Raw genomic sequence first — 25,036 nt, 5'->3', positions numbered from 1 at the left:
GCCTCGCAGCAATCCATGCTGGCGACACGCAGACTATTTGACTTGGGCCTTGCTCGTGTGCCACCACCTCGGCAGCGATTTGTCCCAGAATCCCACTCGGAGTGAATCCGTCTCTAAGCCGCCAGAGATCCTGACTGTGCAGATCGATCAAACGTCTAATGGGCATATCCGCGAATTGGCGGTCACGAAGAACGGCCATGACGATGTCGTGCGGCACCATGAAGCGCCCCCACGACGTTCGTATCCAACCCAACTCGATGAGCCGATCGAATGAAGGTGCTGGCGAAAGGCCATCGAGACTTGGCAACGTCCGATTGATTCGTATGCTAACGGGCGGATCGCATCGTATCGCACCATCGCCGGGCTCCGCCGATGGCGCTTCTTTCCCAGATGAATTCTCTGGTGAAACGTGATTTCTCGACACCTCAGTCGAATTTCTCTCGGGCGTCAGTACAACCTCGGCCGATGCTTCTTTCTCGAGAACGGAAGATGAGGCGGCTGTATTGAACGCAGTCGATACAGTTTTCGAAGCTTCATCATAAAGATTTCTCGCTCTGGAAATATCAGAACCAGGATGAAATTCGAGATTCGAGAGGAGCTTCAGCAATTCCACATCGGACACTAGCGGTCGTACAGGGCCATCTAACCTCCCGGTCGATACGGTATTTGCTGGCAGAAACCTTTGCAGGCGCTCGCGTAAGATGCGGCGGGTTTCAGCAGCGGGTTGATTTCGCTCAACTCGTCTCATGACGGCTTCTCAGTGGACCAATTTCGCCCAGTTTTGCATTGGGTCGACTTCTCGAGGCGTGAAGGGCAAGATGTGCACCGCATGAATGGCGCCACTCACCATTCTGCAGCTAATGTCTGCGTATGACGTGCTAACTTAGATTGCGGGCCGCGGAGCGAATTGCGCGCGCGTCATGAAGAGCATGATGGCGACCACCATGTTCCTTGAAGTACATCTCAATTTGCTGTTGATCCAGTATCTCTGCGCCAACATGGCAGGCTTGCCAATCGGGTGGAGCTTCGCCCAGCAAGTCGACAAACAGTTCCCAGTCACCACCATAGTCGAAGCACAGCAGGCGCGATTCGATCTCGCCAGCGAATTGGTCTAGCCAAGACTGCAACGCGACTCGCAAGCCTTCGCGCGTGAAGACTCGATCTGGATACTGGCCGAGTTGCGGCAGAACAGCCGCTCGCACAAACTCGCTGCAGCAGCCTCGATCGAAGTCCGATCGCTCTCCGTAGAATTCACGTCCATCATCAGCTACGACCGCAATGCTGATCAGGTCGCAATCCAAAAAATCCGTGAACTCGGTGTCCACGTATAAGCGCAAGGATGTCACGCAATCTCCCCAGTGGGTGCCGGTACGCGAGTATCACATGTAGTTTACGGAAATTCCGAGTCGCCCGCGATCCTATGCACTGCGCTTCACTGTTTCGCCGGCGTGGTTACAAATTTGCGTGAGCAGACCGCTTGAGGATGGTCTGGAGTCATCGCTGCGCACACCCAAAATTCGCCTGTGCCACGGCGAAACTTCGCGCTCCGCACGATTGAGGGCGCGATGAAAAGCATCGCTTCCTGCGTTCGCTCGCCGCCTCTCACGGATGCGCGCGAACAGAGGTACTCATCCCTCGGCAGCTTGATTTTCCATGATGAAGACCAGACCGCAAAGGGGGCACCGTCAATTGTATGGCAGCGGCAGCACTGCTCTCCCGCGATTCGTGGCTGCCGCGCGTTCACCGTGCTTAACTGCCCGCCGCGATCCTGCGACCGTCTCCAGACGCTCTGTCGACATTGTGAAGACAGTGACCGCAAGCCGCTCAAATAGACGAGGTCATCTTCAAGCGGCAAGCATCGGTCTCGATTCATGCCTGCGAATGTGACAAGAAGCCCCCCCTAAGCCTTACTGGATAAGGCCTAGGGATTCAGCACATTCCTGTTGACGGGGTGACAGTTACAAATTTGTGCAAAAAAGCGATTACAAAATTGTGCAACCGGACGGCGACATTCGGAAATAACGAAGCGCGTCCGCAAAACATCAACATTATAGAAATAATGTCAAACTAGAAGAGGCGCATGATTGGATATTTAACGGTTTACGTTATATTATTCACGAAACTACCGACTCAACCCGCCATGCCCGACCTCACCACCGACGACTCCCGCCTGATCGCCGAAATCGACCGCCTGAAGGCCGATTTCCCGAAAACCCGCGAGCTGTATCGCGAGGTCTGCGCATTGATGTTCTTCCGCTTCGGCATCACGCCCACCGCGAACCGTCTGTACCAGCTCGTGCGCAAGGGCAGCATGAGCACGCCGACGGCGGTTCTCGGCGAGTTCTGGACGGAGTTGCGGGAGAAGAGCCGGGTGCGCATCGAGCATCCCGACCTGCCGGCCGACCTGCAGGCTGCGGCCGGCGAGCTCGTCGCCGCGTTGTGGAGCCGCTCGACGACCGATGCCGCCGCAGCGCTTGATGCACTGCGCGCCGAAGTCGAAGCTGAACGGGCGGCGGCGAAGGCGGAAGTCGCCGCATCGCAGGCCGACCTGTCACGCACCGAAACCGCGCTGGAGCACCGCACGAGCGCGTTGCTGGCGGCCCAGGTGCGCATCCAGGAGCTCGAGCAGGCAAGGGCGGCCGACGAAGCATCGCGCCGCGCGCTGCAGGCGGAGGTCGAACGGTTGAAGTCCGACAATGCGGACGCCGATCGTGCGCTGGCGCAGGCGCGTGCCGATTTCACGTCGCAGCTCGACCGGTTGCGCGACGACGCGGGTCGGGCAGAGGAACGCTTGCGTGCATCGGAGAAGCGGGCGCTTCAGGAGATCGACCGCGAACGGCTCGCCGCCGCGCGCGTTCAAAAGGAGCTCGACGCAGCCGCGACGCGCGCTGAACAGCGCGATATGCAGCACCGTAAGGATCTCGCGGCGCTGCAGGCGCAATTGGCCGACGCACAGCACCGCTGCGGCGTGCTCGAAGGCCAGCTCGACGGCGCCCGCGCGGCCAATGTCGCGTATGTCGGCGAGCTCGACGCATTGCGTGCCGAACGCGCATCACGCCCGCCCGTGCGCAGGGCGCCCGGGCGGGCGGCGGGTGGCAGCCTGCGCGCGGCGAAACCGGTCGCCAGGAAGCGCATTCCCAAACCCGCGTGACATGGACGCCACGGTGCGGCGACAACGCATCCGCGACGCGGCGCGATTCGGGTAAAGTGCCGCTCAACTTGCCGGCTCGACGTTACTAGACGACCGGTCTAATCGTTGCTAAGATACGCCATCATGAATGCATCTTCAGGCGCGGAAGTCCGCCAGCACATCCTGAATATCGCGAAGCCGATCATGCTCCACAAGGGGTTCTCGGCGGTCGGTCTGAACGAGATTCTCGCCGCGGCGGGCATCCCGAAGGGCTCGTTCTACCATTACTTCGGCTCGAAAGAGGCGTTCGGCGAGGCGCTGCTCGAATCGTATTTCGAAGGCTATCTCGCGCATCTCGACAACCTGCTCGGCCATCAGGCCGGCACGGGCGCGCAGCGCCTGATGACGTACTGGGGCAACTGGCTGCACACGCAGTGCGCGGACGATCCGGAAGGCAAGTGCCTCGCGGTGAAGCTCGGCGCGGAAGTGTCCGATCTGTCGGAGGCGATGCGCGCGGTGCTACGGCGCGGCACCGGCCAGATCATCGAGCGGCTCGCGGGCGGGATCGAGGCCGGGCTGGCAGACGGCTCGCTGAGCGGCGTCGACGATCCGGCGCATACGGCCGCGATCCTTTACGAGCTGTGGCTGGGTGCGACGCTGCTGGAGAAGATTCACCGCAACCGCAAACCGCTTGAACGCGCGATGCTCGAAACACGGCGGATGCTGAACCTGCCGTCCTTCGAGCCAGATGGAGCGCAGTCGTAACGTGGGCGCGCGCAGGCGCGCCTTGTTTTTTGAACGAACGCTAGACGACTGGTCTACTTACACTGAAGTCCCGTTGCCTTACCCGCGAGGCTGCGGCTTCGCCGGCCGATTGGCCGGCATGGCCCGCGGCCTCACGCATCACGGTTGTCCAAGTTGATCCGATCGTGCCCGGCGCACGTCCCTTCCAATTGACGGAGGTTCCCATGCCGCAAAGCAAGGCAGCAAACCGCAGAATCATCCTGAACGCGCGCCCGGTCGGCGCGCCCACCCCGAACGACTTCCGTACCGAGACCGGCGACGTGCCGGTGCCCGGCGCCGGCCAGGTGCTGTTGCGCACGGTCTGGCTGTCGCTCGACCCGTACATGCGCGGCCGGATGAGCGACGCGCCGTCGTACGCACCGCCGGTCGAACTCGGCGACGTGATGGTCGGCGGCACGATCAGCCGTGTCGTGGCGTCGAACCTGCCCGCGTATCGCGAAGGCGACCTGGTCGTCGCCGGCGGCGGCTGGCAGGACTATTCGCTGTCCGACGGCAGCGATCTCATTCCGCTCGGCCGCGACTTCCCGCATCCGTCGCATGCGCTCGGCGTGCTCGGCATGCCGGGGTTCACCGCGTACACCGGATTACTGACGATTGGCGAGCCGAAGGCCGGCGAAACCGTGGTCGTGGCCGCCGCGAGCGGGGCCGTCGGCGCGGTGGTCGGCCAGATCGCGAAGCTGAAGGGCTGCCGCGTGGTCGGCGTCGCGGGTGGCGCCGACAAGGTCGCGTACGTGAAGGGCACGCTCGGCTTCGACGAGTGCGTCGATCACCGCGATCCGCAATTTGCCGCCCGCCTGAAGGACGCCTGCCCGAACGGCATCGACGTCTATTTCGAGAACGTCGGCGGTGCCGTGTTCGACGCGGTGTGGCCGCTGCTCAACGATCATGCGCGCGTGCCGGTGTGCGGAATCATCGCGCATTACAACGACGCGGCGTACGACGACACCGCGGTATTGAGCGGCCGCGACCGCGTGCCGGCGTTGATGGGCACGATCCTGCGCAAGCGCATCCGGATGCAGGGGTTCATCATTCTGGATCACTATGCGACCGGTTATGCGTCGTTCCTGAAGGAGATGACTGAGTGGGTCGCGCAGGGCAAGGTGAAGACGCTCGAGGATGTGGTCCCCGACCTGGCTGACGCGCCGCAAGCACTGATCGGCTTGCTCGCCGGCAAGAATTTCGGCAAGGTCGTCGTGCGCGTGGGCCCGGACGAACTGGCCTGACGCCGGCGCAGGACGACACACAACGATTGCACGCTGGCGTCGCGAGACGCCGGCTTGTGGCATGCTCGATTCCGTTTCGAAAGGAGTGACAAGATGGCGCTTCACGTGATTGCTTCCCTGTTCCTGAAACCCGAACACGCGCAGGCCGCCGAGGCCGAATTGCGCAGCATGGTCGCCAAGACGCGCGTCGAACCGGGCAACCGGCGCTACGACCTGTTCCGCGAGCAGGACGGTTCGCCGAACCTGCACCTGTACGAGATCTACGACGACCAGGCCGCGTTCGACGCGCACCTCGCCAGCCCGTATTTCGCCGAATTCCGCGTGAAGTCGGCCGACTGGTTCGCGGCGCCGCCCGTCATCAAGGTGCTGTCGGGCATCGACGTGGCCGAGTAACGACGCAGCACCGTCGTCGCGGCTCGCTCCCGCCCCGGCCGCGCGGCAGCCGTCACGCATGACGCGACGGCAATGACAACGACAACGCGGTGCATCGTTCGCGCCGCTTCCCCAATACATCGGCCCCGGAGTCTGAATGGTCACCCTCAATATCAACGGCGAGAACCGCACGGTCGACGCCCCCGACGACATGCCCCTGCTGTGGGTCCTGCGTGACGTCGTGGGTCTGACCGGCACGAAATTCGGCTGCGGGATCGCGCAATGCGGCGCGTGCACCGTCCATCTCGACGGCGTCGCCGCGCGCTCGTGCGTGCTGCCGGTCGCGGCCGTCGCGGGCCGCAGGATCACGACGATCGAAGCCGTCGGCGCGACCCCCGCCGGGCAGAAGGTTCAGGAAGCGTGGCGCGAGCTCGACGTCGTCCAGTGCGGCTACTGCCAGTCGGGGCAGGTGATGGCGGCCACGGCGCTGATCGCGTCGAACCCGAACCCGAGCGACGCCGACATCGACGCGGCGATGGCCGGCAACATCTGCCGCTGCGGCACGTACAACCGGATTCGCGCGGCCGTCAAGCAAGCTGCGAAGGGGGCGTGACATGTCGCGAGGACTCATCGAAGCAGGGAAGGCCGTCGGCGCGGGCGTGTCGCGCCGTTCGTTTCTGAAGGCGGGCATGTCGCTCGGCGCGGCGGCGGGCGGCGGCTTGCTGCTCGGTTTCAGCCTGCCGGCGGCGGGCGATGACGCACGGCGCTCGGTGATCGGCGGCGATGCGGACGAAAGTGCGCGCGCCGGCGTATTCGCGCCGAACGCATTCGTGCAGATCGACCGCAGCGGCAAGGTCACGCTGGTGATGCCGAAGGTCGAGATGGGGCAAGGCGTCTACACGGCGCTGCCGATGCTGATCGCCGAGGAACTCGAAGTGCCGCTGTCGAACGTCACGCTCGACCATGCGCCGCCCAACGAGAAGCTGTTCCTCGATCCGCTGCTCGGCGGCCAGTTGACGGGCGGCTCGACATCGGTGCGCTACGCGTGGGAACCGCTGCGCCGTGCGGGCGCGACTGCGCGTACGCTGCTGGTTTCCGCGGCGGCGAAGCAATGGAACGTCGATCCGGCCACCTGCCGGGCGGAAAACGGCGAAGTGCGGCACACCCCGAGCGGCCGGCGCGCATCGTACGGCCAGCTCGCGGACGCCGCGTCGAAGCTGCCGGTGCCGAAGGACGTCGCGCTGAAGCAGCCGGCCGATTTCAAGCTGATCGGCAAGCCGGTGAAGCGGCTCGATTCGCCCGAGAAGGTCGACGGCACCGCGCAGTTCGGGCTCGACGTGCGTCTGCCCGGCATGCTGTACGCGGTGATCGTGAACAGCCCGGTGTTCGGCGGCACGGTCGCGAGCGTCGACGAGTCGGCCGCGCGGAAGATTCCGGGCGTACGCCAGATCGTGCGCGCGGACAACGCGGTCGCGGTGGTCGGCGATCACACGTGGGCCGCGAAGCGCGGCGCGTCGGCGCTCGTCGTGAAGTGGAACGAAGGTGCGGGCGCGAAGGTATCGACCAGGGACATCGTCGCCGATCTCGCGCAGGCCGCCGCGAACGGGAAGGGCGCGGTCGCGCGCAAGGACGGCGACGTCGGCCACGCGTTCGCGAATGCGAAGACGCGCATCGACGCCGTCTACGAACAGCCGCTCCTTGCGCACGCAACGATGGAGCCGGTGAACTGCACGGTGCACGTGCGCGCCGACGGCTGCGAAATCTGGGTCGGCACGCAGGTGCCGACGCGTGCGCGCGACACGGTGCAGCAGCTCACGGGCTTTCCGCCGGAAAAGATCGTCGTGCACAACCACCTGCTCGGCGGCGGCTTCGGCCGGCGGCTCGAAACGGACATGATCGGCCAGGCCGTGAAGATCGCCAAGCAGGTCAATGCGCCGGTGAAGGTCGTGTGGACCCGCGAGGAAGACATCCAGCACGACATGTATCGGCCGTATTACTACGACCGGATTTCGGCCGGCCTCGACGCGAACGGCAAGCCGGTCGCGTGGCAGCACCGCATCGTCGGTTCGTCGATCCTCGCGCGCTTCGCACCGCCCGCGTTCAAGGACGGCGTCGACCCCGACGCGGTCGAAGTCGCGACCGACCTGCCGTACGACCTGCCGAACCAGTTGATCGATTACGTGCGGCAGGAGCCGCGTCACGTGCCGACGGCGTTCTGGCGCGGCGTCGGCCCGACGCGCAGCACCTTCGTCGTCGAGAGCTTCATCGACGAACTGGCCGCGCAGACCAAGACCGACCCCGTGCAGTACCGCCGCGCGCTGCTCGGCAAGACGCCGCGCGCGCTGAACGTGCTCGACGTCGCGACGAAGGCCGCCGGATGGGGCTCGCCGCTGCCGAAGGGGCAAGGCCGCGGCGTGTCGGTGATGCACGCGTTCGGCAGCTTCTTCTCGATCGTCATCGACGTCGAGGTGGAGGGCGGCGAGGTGCAGGTCAAGCGTGCCGTGTGCGCGGTCGACTGCGGGATGGCCGTGAATCCGGGCACGATCGAGGCGCAGGTGCAGGGCGGCATCATCTTCGGGATCACGGGCGCGCTGTATGGCGAGATCACGATCGAGGACGGCCGCGTCGTGCAGAGCAACTTCACCGACTACCGGATGATGCGCATCAACGAGACGCCGCCGATCGACGTGCATCTCGTGAAGAGCGCCGAGGCGCCGGGCGGAATCGGCGAACCGGGCACCGCCGCGACCGCGGCGGCACTGTCGAACGCGATCTTCGCGGCGACCGGCACGCGGCTGCGCAAGCTCCCGGTCGGCAACCAGCTGAAGACGGCTTGAGGGGAGACACACACCATGCGAAACCTCACCCCGAACAGCCTGAATCGCGCCGCTCGCACGCTCGGCGCATCGTTGATCGCGCTGTCCGCGTTGATGGCCGGCACAGCGGCGCATGCCGCGCAAACGACGCCCGCCGACAGCGCGCTGGTCGCACGCGGCGCATATCTCGCGAAGGCCGGCGATTGCGTGGCGTGCCACACCGCGCCGCGCGGCGCGCCGTTCGCCGGCGGCCTGAAGATGGTCACGCCGATGGGCGCGATCTACACGACCAACATCACGCCCGACCCGGACACGGGCATCGGCGGCTATACGGAGGCCGAGTTCGCGGGCGCGCTGCGCTCGGGTGTCGCGAAGGACGGCCATCACCTGTATCCGGCGATGCCGTATCCGTCGTACGCAAAGCTGCGCGACGACGACGTGAAGGCGCTTTACGCGTACTTCATGCACGGCGTCGAGCCGGTGAAGCAGGCGAACCGCGCGTCCGACATTCCGTGGCCGCTCAACATGCGCTGGCCGCTGGCGCTGTGGAACGCGGTGTTCCTCGACACGACGCCGTACACCGACAAGCCGGCGAAGGACGCGACGTGGAACCGCGGCGCGTACCTCGTGCAGGGGCTCGGGCATTGCGGATCGTGCCATACGCCGCGCGGCGTCGGCTTCCAGGAGAAGGCGCTGGACGAAAGCGGGTCGGCGTTCCTGTCGGGCGCGCCGATCGACAACTGGTTCGCGTCGAACCTGACCGGCGAGCACAATACCGGGCTCGGCCGCTGGAGCGATGCGGATGTCGCGCAGTTCCTGAAGACCGGCGCGAACCAGCATGCGACCGCGTTCGGCTCGATGGTCAGCGTGATCAACCACAGCACGCAGGAGCTGACCGACGAGGATCTCGCGGCGATCTCGCGCTATTTGAAATCGCTGCCGGCGGCGGGTGGCACGGGCGCGCCGCCTTACCGTTACGACCCGAAACCGACGCAGGTCGCATTGGGCCGGCCGGCAAACGATCCGGGCGCAAAGGTGTATAACGCTTTCTGCATGAATTGCCACGGCGCGGACGGTCGCGGCTACGCGCCGCTGCTCGCACCGCTCGCGGGCAATCCGAACGTGCTCGAGGCCGATGCATCGTCGCTGATCAACGTGACGTTGAACGGCAGCGAGTCGCTCGTAATCGGCGGCGTGCCATCCGCGTATCCGATGCCGGCGTTCGCGAACCAGCTGAACGACCAGCAGATCGCCGACGTGCTGACGTTCATGCGCGCCGGCTGGAACAACGGCGCGCCGGCCGTGCAGGCGGCAGACGTCGCGAAACTCCGCAAGGCGACGGCGGCCGCGCGCTGAGCGCGGCCGAACGTGGCGGATGACGACGGGCATGCGTGCCGCGTGCGCGTCGTCGAAGGTTGCCGGGGGCAGGGCGCCCGGCAACATGGTGCTTTCTGTCAACCGGCGTGCGGCCGTACGCGGCAGCGCGCGTTTTATCGACGCAAAACTGGGGTGTCTGGATGGCTAACGTGACTTATACGGATACACAACTGCTGATCGACGGCGAATGGGTCGACGCCGCGAGCGGCAAGACGATCGACGTCGTGAACCCGGCGACCGGCAAGACGATCGGCAAGGTGGCCCACGCGGGCATCGCCGATCTCGACCGCGCGCTGGCCGCGGCGCAGCGCGGTTTCGAAGCATGGCGCAAGGTGCCCGCGCACGAGCGCGCGGCGACGATGCGCAAGGCGGCCGCGCTGGTGCGCGAGCGCGCCGACACGATCGCGCAGCTGATGACGCAGGAGCAGGGCAAGCCGCTGACCGAAGCGCGTGTCGAAGTGCTGTCGGCAGCCGACATCATCGAATGGTTCGCGGACGAAGGCCGCCGCGTGTACGGCCGGATCGTCCCGCCGCGCAATCTCGGCGCGCAGCAGACCGTCGTGAAGGAGCCGGTCGGTCCGGTCGCGGCGTTCACGCCGTGGAATTTCCCGGTCAACCAGGTCGTGCGCAAACTGAGCGCCGCGCTCACGACCGGCTGCTCGTTCCTCGTGAAGGCGCCGGAAGAAACCCCGGCGTCGCCGGCCGCGCTGCTGCGCGCGTTCGTCGACGCGGGCGTGCCGGCCGGTGTGATCGGTCTCGTGTACGGCGATCCGGCGGAAATCTCGTCGTATCTGATTCCGCACCCGGTGATCCGCAAGGTGACGTTCACGGGCTCGACGCCGGTCGGCAAGCAGCTCGCGGCGCTCGCCGGCCAGCACATGAAGCGCGCGACGATGGAACTGGGCGGCCACGCGCCGGTGATCGTCGCCGAGGACGCGGACGTCGCGCTGGCGGTGAAGGCCGCCGGTGGCGCGAAGTTCCGCAACGCCGGCCAGGTGTGCATTTCGCCGACGCGTTTCCTCGTGCACAACAGCATTCGCGACGAATTCACGCGCGCGCTGGTCCAGCATGCGCAGGGGCTGAAGATCGGCAACGGCCTCGAGGAAGGCACGACGCTCGGCGCGCTGGCGAATCCGCGCCGGCTGACCGCGATGGCGTCGGTCGTCGAGAACGCGCGCAAGGTCGGCGCGAGCATCGAGACCGGCGGCGAACGGATCGGCTCGGAAGGCAACTTCTTCGCGCCGACCGTGATCGCGAACGTGCCGCTCGAAGCGGACGTGTTCAACAACGAGCCGTTCGGCCCGGTCGCGGCGATCCGTGGTTTCGACAAGCTCGAGGACGCGATCGCCGAAGCGAACCGTCTGCCGTTCGGGCTGGCCGGCTATGCGTTCACGCGCTCGTTCGCGAACGTGCACCTGCTGACGCAGCGTCTCGAAGTCGGGATGCTGTGGATCAACCAGCCGGCGACGCCATGGCCGGAAATGCCGTTCGGCGGCGTGAAGGATTCGGGCTACGGGTCGGAAGGCGGGCCGGAAGCGCTGGAGCCGTATCTCGTCACGAAGTCGGTGACGGTGATGGCGGTCTGACGACCGTTCGGCCACGCGCGTGCCGCCGGTTGTGCGGTGCGCACGCGGGTAGCGTTGCCGAAGGCCGGGCGTTCTGCCCGGCCTTGTTGTTTCTGCGTCGTTGGCGGTCGGCTTCGCCCGGGAATGGCGGTCGTTCCCGTCGTGCACGGGACCTGCGACGCCCGCCGCTCAATGCCGGCTGCTGCCGCGATAGCTTTCCACCTCCGCGTCGTACGCGGCGAGAAACGCCTTGCCGAATACCGACGCGAAATCGTCTTCGATCGCGAACACCGTGTCGCGATGCGTCGCCGCGTAGCGGTCCCACATCCTCGCCTTGTACAGCGCGGGCACGCGCTTCTCGTACCAGCGCATCGCATCGTCGCGCTCACGCAGCCGTTGCGGCGAAAAGCGCGTCAGCAGGTCCATCAGCGCGGCGCGCATGCCGGCGACCATGCCGATCTGGTGCGCGTGCAGATCCTGGAACGCGTCGCTGACCGCGCTCTGCGGCGACATGAAGCCGGGCAGCGGCAGCCCGAACATCTGGCGCAGCACGGCGCCGCCGTCCGGCAGCAGCTTCAGCGGATTGTTCTCGCGATCGAGCAGCATCGTCATGTGCGCCTTCACCTCCCGCTTCAGGATGCTGCGCGACGACAGCAGCTCGACCGTGCCGTTCGCGAACAGCGCCAGCAACTGCCCCGCGATGTACAGCTGTTCGGCCGACCATTGATGCGACTCGGCGGCGGTATCGAGTCCGGCGCCTTCGAAGAACGCGTTCAGCAATTCGTCGGGCGTCGGCACGCGGTTCGCCTGCGGTGCAGGCTCATCGACGGGACGTGGCTCGGCATGCGCCGTCGCCGGTTGCACACGCACGTGCTGCGTCCACTCGGGCGCATGATCGGCTTGCGTCGCGGACGACGACGCGCCGCGATCCGCCTCGCCGCGTTCGGGCGGAGACGTCGAACCCGATCCACCGATATCGGGCGACGACTGTACAAACAAGTCGAGCGGGTCGGTCGACAACTGATTCAGGTCACGTGGCGACGGCGCGGCCGGCGTGGCGCGGCTCGCGGGCTGCGCCGCCTCCCTGCGCGCCGCCGTGCCGGATCGCGTGCCGGAGTCCACCGCCTTGCCACGCGGAGCGAGGCGATCCTGCAGCAGGCCCCACAACCGGTTGCCGGTCGTCTTCGCGTCGACGTGCGCGTGCGCGGCGGTTCCCGACGTGCCTCGCGGGTCGGCGCTCGCGCTGGAGGCGGTCGGCATGTCGACGACCGGCGCGTCATGTCCGTCATCACGCTCGGCACGCAGCACGTACGGCCCAATGCGGATGATGTCGCCGGTATTGAGCGGGCGCTCCTGTGCATAGCCGACGGGCTCGCGGTTCACCTCGATCGTCGACACGCTGCTCAGGTTCTTCAGCAGGCACGCATCGTCACCGACCTGCAACAGGGCCTGCAGCCGGGAAATCTGCCGGGTGTCGTCGCGCAGCACGAGATGGTTGTCGGTTGCCCGGCCGATGGTGCCGCCGGGCGGGTGGAACACGACGGCGTCGTAGGTGTCGCTTTCGACCGGCTCGCCGGCATGTTCGATCACGATCAGTTGCATGTCATACGTCGCTCGGTAAGGAAACGCTGGCGGGGATTCCGGTTCGGTCAGGATGACGACGCATGCCTGCGGCGCGCGAACTCGAACGCGGGCCCCCAGATCGGATGTCCCTTCTCGGCGGGGGACAAGTCGAAGCGCGGGTTGAGGTCGAGAATCTTCGAGAACTCGGCGCGGCACTGCGCGATGCGGTTCGTCACGCAATAGCTGAACGCGAGCAGCTTGTGCGCGGTGACCTGCGTGTCGGTATCGGCCCCGTCGATCTCCTTCGCTCGGCTCAGGATCGCGATCGTGCGTCCGTAGTCGCCGGCGCCGTACGCCGCGCGCGCGCTGTCGACCGCGGCGCGCGCCGCCGATTGCGTGGGGGACGTGCTGCACCCGCCGATTCCCAGCAGCAAGGCGCCGAGGAAAATCACGATCGATGAGCGGCCTTTCATTCTGAAATGAAATATTTGCGTTATTGGAGGGTGGTGCACAAGCGCTGTTGGATTCTAGTGCCAATCAAGGCGGGCGATGTCGCCGTTACGTTTTGTTTCATTTTGGAAATTGCGCCCGAGTTTTCACTCAAATCGATTCCGGGTTTTCGACTTGTTAATCCATAAAATCGATTCTATAGTTCGCTGTGCTTTTTGGGATTCGTCAGTTGTTTGCCCGGCGCCGGTCAATGATCGGAAAAGCCGGCCCTCCGTTCGGGCAGCGCAAACAGCGTGACACGACCCGCAGGGCGTAGCCACCGACCGCCGACGGCCGTCAGGCTTGGGTTCAACGTCCATACCGCAAGTGAACCTGCAATAGAACCGGGCCGCCGCGGCGAACCGGTCGGATTAACGCGCCTTTTCAAAATGACGGAAATCAATCCAATTCATCGCCATTTCCCCAATTTCGATCTCGTTCCGTAATTGGCGATTTGACCCGTCTTTTTGCAAGAATAAATTGCCGAGTGAAATTTAAGCGGAAGGATATGCAAGTCACATAATTACCGGTCAATTAATTGTCCCCTTTTAATTAGAGGTGTCGGTTTCGCGTACGGAAATCGACGGGGGAATTATTGCGCTGCGAGGATGAAATATGCGCTGGCGGTCGAGCGGGTTCATCGTATTGGGATGTGCATTGCTGTTGCCCGGATGCGGCGCCACCGAGCGTGCCGCCGCGGTGCCGTATGCGATCACCGTCGACGTGGCGCCCGACGTCAATCCGGACCTCAACCGCAAGCCTTCGCCGATCGTGCTGAAGGTGTTCCAGCTGCGCGCGGCATCGGCGTTCGACGGCGCCGACTTCTTCTCGCTGCAGGACAAGCCCGAGAACATCCTCGGCGCGGACCTGCTCGGCACCGACCGCGTGATCCTGCGCCCGGGCGAGTCGCGCACGCTGCATTACCGCGGCAACGTCGAGGCCGGCGCGGTCGGCGTGATCGCCGAATACCGGATGCTCGACAAGAACCGCTGGCGCCTTACGGTGCCGCTACCGCGCGCGAAGCAGCTCAACGTATACAAGTTCTGGCAGACGTCGCCCGGCGAGTGGAAGCTGTCGATCGCGGTCAGGAACGGCGGTCTCGCGCTGAACGACACGCGGGGGCGCCCATGACCGAACCGACGATGTCCGCGACGCCGGTCGCCGCACTGCGTCAGCGCGTGGTGTGGACCGAAGGGATGTTCCTTCGGCCGCAGCATTTCCAGCAGCTTGAACGGCACTGGGAGCGCTACGTCGCGCTGCGCTGCCTGCCGCTGCAGGGCTTCTACTGGGGCTTCGACACGCTCGAGATCGACCGGGAGCAGCTCGCGCTCGGCAAGGTCGCGCTACGCGCGGCGGCGGGCGTGATGCGCGACGGCACGCCGTTCGACCTGTCGCATCCCGACGATCTGCCCGAGCCGCTCGACGTGCCGCCGGATGCGAAGGACCAGCTCGTCGTGCTCGCGCTGCCGTTGTGGCGCGGCGGCGGCGAGGAGGTGTCGTTCGGCGGGAACGCAAGCGGCAACGGCGGCGCGGACGTCGCGCGCTACGTCGTCCGCGAATACGAAGTGGCCGATGCGAACGCGGTCGCGCTCGGCCCCGCACTGCTGCAAACGGGGCGCCTGAACGTCCGGCTGATGCTCGACACCGAGCTGACCGGCGACTGGCATGCGCTCGGCGTCGTGCGGATCGTCGAGCGGCGCACCGACGCGCGGCTGCTCGTCGACGACGGCTACATTCCGCCGCGTCTGGTCGCGCAGCGCGACGCGGCGTTGCTGGCATACACGCGCGAGCTGCACGGATTGCTGACGCAGCGCAGCGACGCGCTGGCCGAGCGCCTGTCGGAGCCGGGGCGCGGCGGCGTATCGGAAGTCGCGGATTTCCTGCTGCTGCAACTGGTGAACCGCTATCTGGCGCTGACCTGGCACGCGCAACAGGACGTCGCGACGCATCCGGAGGCGCTGTTCCGCGACTGGCTGAAGCTCGCATGCGACCTCAGCACGTTCACGGCGGCCGGCCGGCGCCCGCAATCGCTCGCGGTCTACGTGCACGACGACCTGCGCACGAGCTTCGCCGAATTGATGACGGAACTGCGCCGGTCGCTGTCGACGGTGCTGGAGCAAAACGCGATCCAGATCGAGCTGCGCGACGCGGGCAACGGCATCCGGGTCGCGACGCTCGCCGATCCCGCGCTGCGCGACACGGCCGGCTTCGTGCTGGCCGTGCGCGCGGACGTGCCGGCCGACAGCCTGCGCGCGCGGTTTCCGGCGCAGGCGAAGCTCGGCCCGGTTGAGCGGATCCGCGACCTGGTGCAGTTGCAGCTGCCGGGCATCACGATGCGCCAGTTGCCGGTCGCGCCGCGGCAGATCCCGTATCACGCGGGTCATACGTACTTCGAGATCGACAAGGGCAGCGAGCTGTGGAAGCAGCTGGCGCGCTCCGGCGGTCTCGCATTTCATTTCGCCGGCGAATTTCCGGGGCTCTCGATGGAGTTCTGGGCGATTCGCGGGTGAGGGCGGGGCAGCGCGATGAATTCTTCCTCCGATTCGATTTCCGCCGGCGCAGGCGGGTTCGTGCCGCCGAATCCGGGCGGCATGCATCCATCGGCCGCGTCCGGCGCGGCCGGGCCGACGGCCACGCAGCCGCGCCCCGGCCGCTGGGCCGCCAGCGGCACGAATCCGCTCGTCGCGGCAGCCAACCCGCTGCTCAATCTCGTGCCCCAGATCCGCTCGACCGTCCATCATCCGAATCCGGCATGGCTGCGCGAGCATCTCGTCGTCGAGATCCGTCAGTTCGAGGCGCGCGCGCAGGAAGCCGGCGTGCCGTCCGAGGCGATCATCGGCGCGCGCTACTGCCTGTGCACGGCGCTCGACGAAGCAGCCGCGCTGACGCCGTGGGGCGGCAGCGTGTGGTCGTCGCACAGCCTGCTCGTGTCGTTCCACAACGAAACCTGGGGCGGCGAGAAGTTCTTCCACCTGCTCGAACGCCTGTCCCAGCAGCCGCGCCAGCACCTCGACCTGCTGGAGCTGCTGTATTTCTGTCTCGCGCTCGGCTTCGAGGGCCGCTATCGGGTGCTCGACAACGGTCATGCGGAGCTCGACGCGCTGCGCTGGCATCTGGCTCACACGATCCGCTCGGTGCGCGGCGAATTCGAGCCCGCGCTGTCGCCGCACTGGCGCGACGTCGTCACGCGCGACGTGTCGCGTCGCTTCGTCGTGCCGCTCTGGGTCTGTGTGGCGCTTGCGCTGCTGATCGGCTTCGGCGTGTTCGTCGGGCTGCGCATCGCGCTGGCCGGGCATTCGGACCGGCTGTTCGCGTCGATCGACGCGCTGCACGTGCCGAAGCTGCAGCCTGCTCAGGCACCGCCGCGCCCGGCGGCGGCGCCGCGCGTCGCGAAGTTCCTGGCGCCGGAGATCGCGGCCGGCCTCGTGTCGGTGCGCGACGACGCCGATCGCAGCGTAATCGTGCTGCGCGGCGACGGGCTGTTCAAGTCCGGCTCGACGTCGGTGATCGACCGTTACGCGCCGGTGCTCGCACGCGTCGCGGATGCGCTCAACCAGGTGCCCGGCAACGTGCGCGTGACCGGCTATACCGACGACACGCCGGTGCACACGGCACGCTTCGCGTCGAACTGGGACCTGTCGCGCGAGCGCGCGGAGGCCGTGCGCGGCATGATCGCCGCGCGCCTCGACCATCCGGAGCGACTCGCGGCCGAGGGGCGCGGCACGCTCGATCCGGTCGCGCCGAACGATACGCCCGCGAACCGCGCGCTGAACCGGCGCGTCGAGATCACGCTGCTGCCGGCGCCCGGCAGTGCCGCCGTCGGCGCGACGCAGGGAGCGCACTGACATGAACCAGGCTGTCGCGCGTTTCGTCCGGCCGTTGCCGTCGCGGGAGATCTGGACCTTCGCCGGTCTCGTCGTGCTCGCGTGTTTCGTGTGGCTCGCCGGGCCGCTGTTCGCGTTCGCCGAGATCCGCCCGCTCGAGAGCGGCTGGGCGCGCGCGGCGACGATCGCGGTGCTGTTCGCCGCGTGGGGCGCACGCGTGGCGTGGCGAAGCTGGCACGCAAGCCGCCTGAACGTGCAGTTGCTGAACCAGTTGCGCGAGGCCGCGCCCGGGCCGGCGAACGCCGACGATCCGGCCAAGGCCCAGCTCGACGAGCTGCGCAGCCGCTTCGACGAGGCCGCGGCGCTGCTGAAGAAGGTCCGCTTCGGGCAGGCGGACACCGCGCGCAAGGGGCTGGCGCGCTGGTTCGACCGGATGTCGCGCCAGTATCTGTACCAGTTGCCGTGGTACGTGTTCATCGGTGCGCCGGGCTCGGGCAAGACGACCGCGCTCGTCAATTCCGGGCTCAGTTTTCCGCTTGCCGAGCAGTTCGGCCGTGCCGCGATTCGCGGCGTGGGCGGCACCCGGCACTGCGACTGGTGGTTCACGAACGACGCGGTGCTGATCGACACGGCCGGCCGCTACACGACCCATGAAGGCAACCGCGCACTCGACGAAGCCGAGTGGAAAGGCTTCGTCGAGCTGCTGAAGAAGTACCGCACGCGCCAGCCGCTGAACGGCGCGATGCTGACGATCAGCGTCGCCGACCTGGTCGGCGCGTCGGAAGCCGAGCGCACGCAGCACGCGATGGTGCTGCGCAAGCGGCTGCTCGAGCTGCGGGCGCAGCTCGGCATCCGGTTTCCCGTCTACCTGCTCGTGACGAAGGCCGACCTGCTGGCCGGCTTCGCCGAGTATTTCGGCGGCTTCGGCCGCGCGGAATGCGCGCAGGTGTGGGGTTTCACGTTCCCGCTCGCGCAAAGCGAGGCGCCGGGCTTCGACCTGCGCGCCGCCTTCGACCGCGAATACCGGCTGCTGCACCAGCGGCTGAACGACGGGCTGCCCGAGCTGCTCGCGACACAGACCGACGCGCGCCAGCGCGAGATGGCGTATCTGCTGCCGCAGCAGGTCGCCGACTTGCAGGACATGCTCGGCCAATTCGTCGCCGAAGTCTTTTCCGTGTCGAGCTTCGAGCCGATGCCGATGCTGCGCGGCGTGTACCTGACGAGCGGCACGCAGGAAGGCACCGCGTTCGACCGCGTGATGAGCGGCATCAAGCGCTTCCTGAAGATCGAGGGCGTGCCGCCGGTTGCCCAGGTCGGCTCGACCGGACGCAGCTTCTTCTTGAAGTCGCTGCTGCAGGAGCACATCTTCCGCGAAGCCGCGCTCGCCGGCAGCGACCTGCGCTGGCATCAGAAGCGGCGCGTGTTGCAGATCGCCGGCTATGCGCTCCTCGCGCTCGCGAGCGTGGTCGTGCTGGCCGCCTGGCTGCGCAGCTATGCGAACAATCGCGCGTATCTCGACCGGATCGCGCAGCAGGTGCCCGCCGTGGATGCGCAGATCGCCGGCGCGAAGTTCTCGGATGCGGCCGACATCGCGCGGCTGCTGCCGGTGCTCGATGCGCTCGGCGGGCTCGCGAATGCCGGCGGCGTCGACCGCTCGCATCCGCCGCTCGCGTACCGCTGGGGGCTGTTTCAGGGCGAGAAGATCGACGAGGCCGTCGACGCCGTGTACCGGCGCGCGCTCGACGACGTGCTGCTGCCGATCGCCGCGCGCCGGATGGAGGCCGCGCTGAGCGATGCGCGGCCGGACGAAACCGACTACGCGTATGCGGCGCTGAAGGCCTACCTGATGCTGTACGACAGCGCGCATTACGATCCCGCGTTCGTGCAGGCCGTCGTCGACCTGGAAATGGAGCGCTCGCTGCCGCCCGATTTCTCGCCGGCCGAACGCTCGGCGCTGCGCGCGCATCTCGCCGCGCTGTTCGGCAACCGGGTGGCCGTGTCGCCGTATCCAATGAACGAGCGGCTCGTGGCCGACGTGCGCGACCGGCTGCGGCAAGTGCCGTTCTCGCAGCGGCTGTATCGCCAGCTCACGCGCACGCTGCGGCCGGCGACGTCCGCGTTCGATTTCAGCGTCGCGCGCGCGGTGGGGCCCGACGCGTCGCTCGTGTTCCGCCGCCAGAGCGGCAAGCCGCTGTCGGAAGGCGTGCCGGGCCTGTATACGCGCAACGGCTATCGGAACGTGTTCGCGCCGCGCCTCGCGGGCGAGGTCGACGCATACGGGCGCGAGGAGGTGTGGGTGCTGAATCTCGGGCTGTCCGAGATCCCCGGGCCGAACGACGCCGCCGCATGGGCGCGCGACATCCGCCAGTTGTACCTGAACGATTATCTGAAGATCTGGGACGACTATCTCGCCGACATCAAGCTGCAGCGCACGGCGACGCTCGCGCAGAGCATCCAGGTCGCGCGCGCGCTGTCGTCGGCGGATTCGCCGCTCACCCGGCTGATGATCGCGCTCGCGCGCGACACGGCGCTCGGCGATGCGCCGGGCGGCGCGCGCAATCTCGCGTCGCGCGCGCAGGACAAGGTCGACGAGGCGCGCAGCTCGCTGTCGCAGATCTTCGCGGGGCAGGGCGCGAGCGACGCGAATCCGTCAGCCGCGGCGCCCGCGAGCCCCGAGCAGGTGGTCGACAGCCACTTCGCCGGGCTGCGCGCGTTCGCGCCGGGCAGCGGCGACCAGGCGCAGGCGTTCGACGCGGTGCTGAAGTCGATCGACGCGCTCTATACGTACCTGACGGCCACCGACGATGCGCTGCGCAGCGGCGCGCAGCCGCCGCCGTCCGACGCGCCCGCGCGGCTGCGCGCGCAGGCCGGTCGGCTGCCCACGCCGTTCCGTGAAGTGCTCGACGACCTGTCGAACGTCGCGAACGGCAGCGTCGCGACCGTCGAGCAGCGCAGCGTCGCGCAGCGGGCCGGCGCGAACGTCGGCGATTTCTGCCGGCAGGCGATCGCGGGCCGCTATCCGTTCGCGCGCGGATCGTCGCGCGACGTCGCACCGGCGGATTTCGCGCAGATGTTCGCGCCGGGCGGCCTGATGGACGACTTCTTCCAGAAGAACCTGCAGTCGATCGTCGATACGACGTCGCACCCGTGGCGTTTCGCGAACCGCAATGCGGACGCCGATCCGGCGGCCGCCGCGATGCTTTCGTCGTTCGAGAAGGCCGCGGTGATCCGCGACGTGTATTTCGGCGGCGGTGCACGCACGGCGCAACTGAAGATGCAGATCCAGCCGCTCGAAATGGACCCGTCGCTCACGGAAATGGTGCTCGACGTCGACGGCCAGATCGTCCGTTATGCGCACGGCCCGCTCGTGCAGAGCGCGGTGGACTGGCCGGGCACGCGCGGCAGCAACCAGGTGCGCCTGCAGGCGTCGGGGCAGGCCGGCGCGACCGACGGCTTCACGACCAACGGGCCATGGGCGCTGCACCGGCTGTTCGACCGCGCGGCCGTGTCGGCCGGGCGCGGGTCGGACCAGATGGTCGCGCGCTTCACCGTCGACGGCAAACCGCTCGTGCTGCAGGTGAATGCGGGCAGTGTCCGCAATCCGTTCAGGCTGCCCCAGATGGAGTCCTTTACATGCCCTCCGAAGCAATGAGCCGCCTGCCGCCGCTCACGCGCGCCGACGGCGACGCCCCGGCCTGGTACGGAAAGATTCCCGGCGCCGGCGACTTCGTGAACAGCCGGCTGCCGCATGCACTCGCACAGTGGTGGGAACGCTGGCTTCAGCAGGGGATGGCCGCGATGCGCCAGCGCGGTCCGGACGAGATCGCGCGCCACTACACGGTCGCGCCGGTCTGGAATTTCCTGGTGCCGGCGGGCGCCGGCGCGTCGTGCGTGCAGGCAGGTTGTCTCGCGCCGAGCTGCGACCGCGTCGGGCGTTACTACCCGGTGATCGTCACGCTGCCGATGCCGGCGGCCGATTACTGGAACGGACTGCCGGACGCCGCCGACGCGTTCTACTGGCAGATCGGCCATGCGCTGCTCGATGCGATCCGTCATGCGCGCGCGCCGGTCGACCTCGAAGAGACGCTCGACCGCGTGCGGCTCGCGCCGGGCGGCGGGCCGCCGGCGGAAGTCGTCGACGGGATGCCGGCAACGCTGCCCGAACGACCGGCGCTCGCCGCGTGGCCCGGGCTGTCCGGTTATTTCGATCCCCATGGCGGGACGAGCTTCTGGTGGACCAATCGCGCCGACGGCTCGCCGCTGCGCACGCATGCGCATACGGGTGCACCCGACAACGCGCTGTTCCTGACGCTGTTCGGCGGTAGCTGACGGTGCCGGTCGGCGGCAGGCAATGCAGGCAATACGGATGCGGTATCGCGAGGTAGACATGAAGGACCCTTCATCGAGAGACAACGAGCACGACACGGCGACCCGCGGCGACGCGCCCGAATTCACGGTGCGGCCGCTGCCGCTCGGTCATCGCCTGGGCGAGCTGCAGCTCGACGAGGTGCTGGGCATCGGCGGTTTCGGCATCGTCTATCGCGCGTTCGACCGCACGTTGCGGCGCGCGGTCGCGATCAAGGAATACATGCCGTCGATGCTCGCGACGCGCGGCGGCGACTACACCGTGTCGCTGCGCTCCGAGCGGTTCGCCCAGGCGTTCGACGCGGGACGCGGCGCGTTCCTCAACGAGGCGCGCCTGCTCGCGCAATTCGACCATCCGGGGCTCGTGAAGGTGCTGCATTTCTGGGAGAGCCACGGCACCGCATACATGGTGATGCCGTTCTACGAGGGGCGCACGCTCAAGCAACTGCTCGACGGCGGTGCGCGGATGAGCGAGACGCAATTGCGCAACATCGTCGGCGCGCTGCTCGGCGCGCTCGACACGCTGCATCGCGCGCAGTGCTTCCATCGGGACGTCGCGCTCGACAACGTGCTGATCCGCCCGAACGGCAGCGCGATCCTGCTCGACTTCGGCGCGGCGCGCAAGCGGATCGGCGATCTCGTCGACGACGGCGCGATGATGATCAAGCCCGGCTACGCGCCGATCGAGCAATACACCGACGACCCCGCGTTCAGCCAGGGGCCGTGGACCGATCTCTACGCGCTCGGCGCGGTGATGCACGCGTTGATCACCGGTGAACTGCCGCCCGCGGCCGTCGTGCGCAGCATCAAGGACACGTACCGGCCGCTCGCGTCGCGCGAGTTGCCGGCTGGCGAGGTGTACAGCCCGGCGTTCCTCGCGGCGATCGATCACGCGTTGCAGTTGCGGATCCCGGATCGGCCGGAGTCGGTCGCGGCGTTCGCGGCGGAACTCGGGTTGCGCGATCTCGACCGGACGGGCGGCGGGTATGGTGCGGCCGTTGTGCCGCCGGCCGCCGATGCCGGGGGCGGCGGAGCAGGGAAGGTGGCTTCCGGTGTTTCGGGGGCGGCTGCGGTGACGGGAAATACGTCGGCCGGTGAGCGCGGGACGGCATCGGGCGATGCAACACCGGATGTGCGGTCGTCGCAGCCTGAGCGGCCTGAAGGCCCGACGAGCACTTCCGATACGGCGTCTATCGCGTCCGCCGGGGCTGGCGACAAGCCGAACGATGGCGGGCCTTTGGCGTCGACGGCGGCTGCGCAAGCCCTGCATTCATCGGCCTCGCCCACGTCTGCAACTGCTTCGTCATCCGTATCGCAGGTGTTGTCGGCTTCCGCGAAAACCGGGCGATCCGACGGACGTGAAGGTGATGAGGGGCGTGCAAAGGAAGGGGCGAACGACGAGCGGTCGGCTTCGACGCCTGAAGCGCGTGAGGATGCCGGCGTGCGATCGGGAAGCGCCGGGGCGGACAGCGGGCAGGGCCGTGCAACGGATACAGGAAACCTGAACGGAACGGCAGTGCCAATTGCTGGCGCTGCTGGCGCCTCCACATCCACGCCGTCGCCGGGTGCATCGCCTCCGATCCACCCGCCGCGCCGCCCATCGTTCATCGCGGCGGGCAACCGGCGCACGAAGATCTACGTGGGTGGCGCGCTGGCAGCAATGATCGTCGTTGGCATCGCCGCGACCTATCTGTCGCGTCCCGCGAAAGTCGCGGGCGAACCGGAAGCGGGGGCAAGCCAGCCGCTGGCGGGCGTTGCGTCCTCGGGCGCGGCGTCGGACGCGATGCTCGCGCAGCGCGGCCCGACGCCGATCGTCGTGCCGCCGTCGAGCCTGCCGGCCGGATCGTCTGCGCAGGTGCCGCCTCCCTCGCTGGCCGCCGCGCCGGCCAGCACGCCCGCTGCGGGGGCGGCCATTCCCGCGCCGCAGGTCGCGACGACCGCCACGGACATCGCCGGCGTCACGCCGTCGCAAGCCGGTTCGAGCGCGACCATCGCGCCGGCCGGCAGCCTCGACACATCGGAGCGCGTGGTCAACGTGCCGCCGTCGGAGGCCGCTGCGCCGCCGTCGACCGCACCGGTGCCCGCGCCGGCGTCGCCATCGGAAGCGGCGACGGCCGTTGCCGCGATCAACGCGCCGGCCGTCGAGCAGCGCCCGCCGAAACAGGAGACCGTCCAGGTCCGTTTCAACGTGCGTCCGTGGGGCGACGTGTACGTGAACGGCGCACGACGTGGCGCGAGCCCCCCGCTGCGCTCGGTGTCGCTGACACCGGGCGTCTATCAGATCGAGATCCGCAACGGCTCGCTGCCGCCGTTGCACCGCACCGTGGCGATCGACTTCGGCAGCAAACCGGTCAACATCGACTATGCATTCGAATGACGTCAGCCAGGCGGCGCTGGCTGCCGCCGCATTGTCCTCGCCGTCGCCCGGTTTGCCGGCCGCGACGCCGCGCGCCGAGCTGATCGGCCGGCTGCTGGCGGAGGTCTCGCCCGAAGCCCCGTGCGGTCCGAACCTCGAATACGACGCCGACTTCCTGCAGCTTCAGGAGCGGGCGACACCGCGCGCCGAGCAGCAATACGGCGACACCGTGATTCCGGCCGAGACGCCCGACTGGCGCGCGGTCGAGCGCCTTGCGCTCGCGCTGGGCGAGCGGACGAAGGACTTGCGTGTCGCCGCGTATCTCGCGCGCAGCTGGACCGAGCAGCACGGCATTCCGGGCTACGCGGACGGGCTCGCGGTCGTCGCCGGCCTGATCGGGCGCTGGTGGGACGACCTGCATCCGCGTCTCGACGCCGATGGCGAACCGGATCCGACATTGCGGATGAACGCGCTCGCCGATGTCGCCGGCGCGCACGAATGCGCGCGCGCGGCGCGGCACCAGCCGCTGTTCGACGGCGGCCCGAGCGTGCGCGACGCCGAACGCGCGCTCGACGGGCGCGACGAAGCGGGCGGCCCTGCCGCAGTCAGCCGCGACGGCCTGGTCGCCGCGCTGTCGACCGCACGCGACGACGGCCGCGTGCCGATCGACGCGGTGCGCGCGGTGCTGGGCGCGCTGGACGCGATCCGCGCGCACGTCACGGACCGGCTCGGCAGTGAATGGTCGCCCGATGCAAGCGACACGGAAAAGGCGTTGCAACGGATCGTGCACGAAATGCCGGAGCCGGAGCCGATGCACGCGGCACGGCCGGCGGACGGTTCGATTCCGGCGGCGCCGGCTGCATCCGGCGCCGCGCACGCCGCGTCCACGCCGGCCGCGTTGCCGAACGGGCAGGCCTGGCGCGATGCCGAGGTCGCGAGCCGCGACGACGTGCGGCTCGGCATCGACAAGATGTGCCGCTATTTCGAACTGCACGAGCCGAGCCACCCGGCGCCGCTGCTGCTGCGGCGTGCGCAGCGGCTGCTCGCGCTCGACTTCTACGAAATCATCCGGGATCTCGCTCCGGAGAGCCTGCCGAAGCTGGACCTGCTGAGCGGCGAGCGGAGCGAATGAGGCAAGCCGCCCGGCGGCGG

Annotated in this window: 19 protein-coding genes; 15 read left to right on the top strand and 4 right to left on the bottom strand. The window is 67.7% G+C overall.

The window, feature by feature from the left end:
- Both ACV22V_RS30255 and ACV22V_RS30250 read right to left on the bottom strand, forming a co-directional pair.
- On the bottom strand, positions 1 to 607 hold a 607-nt coding region (locus ACV22V_RS30255), incomplete at its 3' end, for a hypothetical protein (RefSeq protein ID WP_448016389.1).
- A gap of 271 nt (positions 608 to 878) precedes the next feature.
- Entirely contained in the window at positions 879 to 1,325 is a 447-nt protein-coding gene (locus ACV22V_RS30250; RefSeq protein WP_448016388.1) for a hypothetical protein, read from the bottom strand.
- Between the two features lie 815 nt (positions 1,326 to 2,140).
- Between ACV22V_RS30250 and ACV22V_RS30245 the strand changes: the two genes are divergently transcribed.
- From ACV22V_RS30245 to ACV22V_RS30210, 8 genes are all read left to right on the top strand, one after another.
- Positions 2,141 to 3,151: a DNA-binding protein gene (locus tag ACV22V_RS30245; RefSeq protein WP_448016387.1), complete on the top strand. Its 1,011-nt coding sequence runs from the start codon at positions 2,141 to 2,143 to the stop codon at positions 3,149 to 3,151.
- Positions 3,152 to 3,274: 123 nt separating this feature from the next.
- Positions 3,275 to 3,895 carry a TetR/AcrR family transcriptional regulator gene (locus ACV22V_RS30240; protein ID WP_059525468.1) on the top strand — a complete coding sequence of 207 codons (621 nt, stop codon included), beginning with the start codon at positions 3,275 to 3,277 and terminating at the stop codon, positions 3,893 to 3,895.
- Positions 3,896 to 4,098: 203 nt separating this feature from the next.
- The gene (locus ACV22V_RS30235; RefSeq protein WP_448016386.1) at positions 4,099 to 5,157 is read left to right on the top strand and encodes an NADP-dependent oxidoreductase; all 1,059 of its coding nucleotides are present in this window, start codon (positions 4,099 to 4,101) and stop codon (positions 5,155 to 5,157) included.
- A gap of 93 nt (positions 5,158 to 5,250) precedes the next feature.
- On the top strand, positions 5,251 to 5,550 hold the full coding sequence (locus ACV22V_RS30230; RefSeq protein WP_059525472.1) for a putative quinol monooxygenase: 300 nt from the start codon (positions 5,251 to 5,253) through the stop codon (positions 5,548 to 5,550).
- A gap of 136 nt (positions 5,551 to 5,686) precedes the next feature.
- Positions 5,687 to 6,142, top strand: coding sequence for a (2Fe-2S)-binding protein (locus ACV22V_RS30225; RefSeq protein WP_059525474.1), 456 nt, complete (start codon positions 5,687 to 5,689; stop codon positions 6,140 to 6,142).
- 1 nt (position 6,143) lies between these two features.
- Entirely contained in the window at positions 6,144 to 8,366 is a 2,223-nt protein-coding gene (locus ACV22V_RS30220) for a molybdopterin cofactor-binding domain-containing protein (RefSeq protein WP_448016384.1), read from the top strand.
- A gap of 15 nt (positions 8,367 to 8,381) precedes the next feature.
- On the top strand, positions 8,382 to 9,701 hold the full coding sequence (locus ACV22V_RS30215) for a c-type cytochrome (protein WP_448016383.1): 1,320 nt from the start codon (positions 8,382 to 8,384) through the stop codon (positions 9,699 to 9,701).
- Positions 9,702 to 9,862: 161 nt separating this feature from the next.
- Positions 9,863 to 11,308 (top strand): NAD-dependent succinate-semialdehyde dehydrogenase, encoded by a 1,446-nt coding sequence (locus tag ACV22V_RS30210; protein ID WP_059690083.1) that lies wholly within the window; start codon positions 9,863 to 9,865, stop codon positions 11,306 to 11,308.
- Positions 11,309 to 11,476: 168 nt separating this feature from the next.
- On the opposite strand, the gene tagH is transcribed toward ACV22V_RS30210, so the two are convergent.
- Together tagH and ACV22V_RS30200 are read right to left on the bottom strand one after the other, a co-directional pair.
- Positions 11,477 to 12,889 (bottom strand): type VI secretion system-associated FHA domain protein TagH, encoded by a 1,413-nt coding sequence (tagH, locus tag ACV22V_RS30205; protein ID WP_448016381.1) that lies wholly within the window; start codon positions 12,887 to 12,889, stop codon positions 11,477 to 11,479.
- Positions 12,890 to 12,936: 47 nt separating this feature from the next.
- Positions 12,937 to 13,323, bottom strand: coding sequence for a TssQ family T6SS-associated lipoprotein (locus tag ACV22V_RS30200; protein WP_448016380.1), 387 nt, complete (start codon positions 13,321 to 13,323; stop codon positions 12,937 to 12,939).
- Between the two features lie 631 nt (positions 13,324 to 13,954).
- On the opposite strand from ACV22V_RS30200, the gene tssJ reads away from it, so the two are divergent.
- The 7 genes from tssJ to tssA are packed head-to-tail and all read left to right on the top strand — an operon-like array spanning position 13,955 to position 25,016.
- Positions 13,955 to 14,470: a type VI secretion system lipoprotein TssJ gene (gene tssJ, locus ACV22V_RS30195; RefSeq protein WP_448016379.1), complete on the top strand. Its 516-nt coding sequence runs from the start codon at positions 13,955 to 13,957 to the stop codon at positions 14,468 to 14,470.
- Entirely contained in the window at positions 14,467 to 15,849 is a 1,383-nt protein-coding gene (tssK, locus tag ACV22V_RS30190; RefSeq protein WP_059690086.1) for a type VI secretion system baseplate subunit TssK, read from the top strand. The genes tssJ and tssK overlap by 4 nt, the downstream gene beginning before the upstream one ends.
- 15 nt (positions 15,850 to 15,864) lie before the next feature.
- Complete coding sequence (locus ACV22V_RS30185) at positions 15,865 to 17,184, top strand: DotU family type VI secretion system protein (RefSeq protein WP_448016378.1); 1,320 nt, start codon at positions 15,865 to 15,867, stop codon at positions 17,182 to 17,184.
- 1 nt (position 17,185) lies between these two features.
- The gene (gene tssM, locus ACV22V_RS30180; protein ID WP_448016377.1) at positions 17,186 to 20,815 is read left to right on the top strand and encodes a type VI secretion system membrane subunit TssM; all 3,630 of its coding nucleotides are present in this window, start codon (positions 17,186 to 17,188) and stop codon (positions 20,813 to 20,815) included.
- The gene (gene tagF, locus ACV22V_RS30175) at positions 20,797 to 21,492 is read left to right on the top strand and encodes a type VI secretion system-associated protein TagF (protein ID WP_156437139.1); all 696 of its coding nucleotides are present in this window, start codon (positions 20,797 to 20,799) and stop codon (positions 21,490 to 21,492) included. The genes tssM and tagF overlap by 19 nt, the downstream gene beginning before the upstream one ends.
- Positions 21,493 to 21,550: 58 nt before the next feature.
- On the top strand, positions 21,551 to 23,905 hold the full coding sequence (locus ACV22V_RS30170) for a protein kinase domain-containing protein (protein WP_448016376.1): 2,355 nt from the start codon (positions 21,551 to 21,553) through the stop codon (positions 23,903 to 23,905).
- On the top strand, positions 23,892 to 25,016 hold the full coding sequence (tssA, locus tag ACV22V_RS30165) for a type VI secretion system protein TssA (RefSeq protein WP_448016374.1): 1,125 nt from the start codon (positions 23,892 to 23,894) through the stop codon (positions 25,014 to 25,016). The genes ACV22V_RS30170 and tssA overlap by 14 nt, the downstream gene beginning before the upstream one ends.
- Positions 25,017 to 25,036 lie beyond the last annotated feature (20 nt).

It is taken from the genome of Burkholderia sp. AW33-5, from assembly GCF_053427615.1.
Note: the sequence above shows the minus strand (reverse complement) of the source record. Positions and strands in the feature narration are given on the sequence as shown.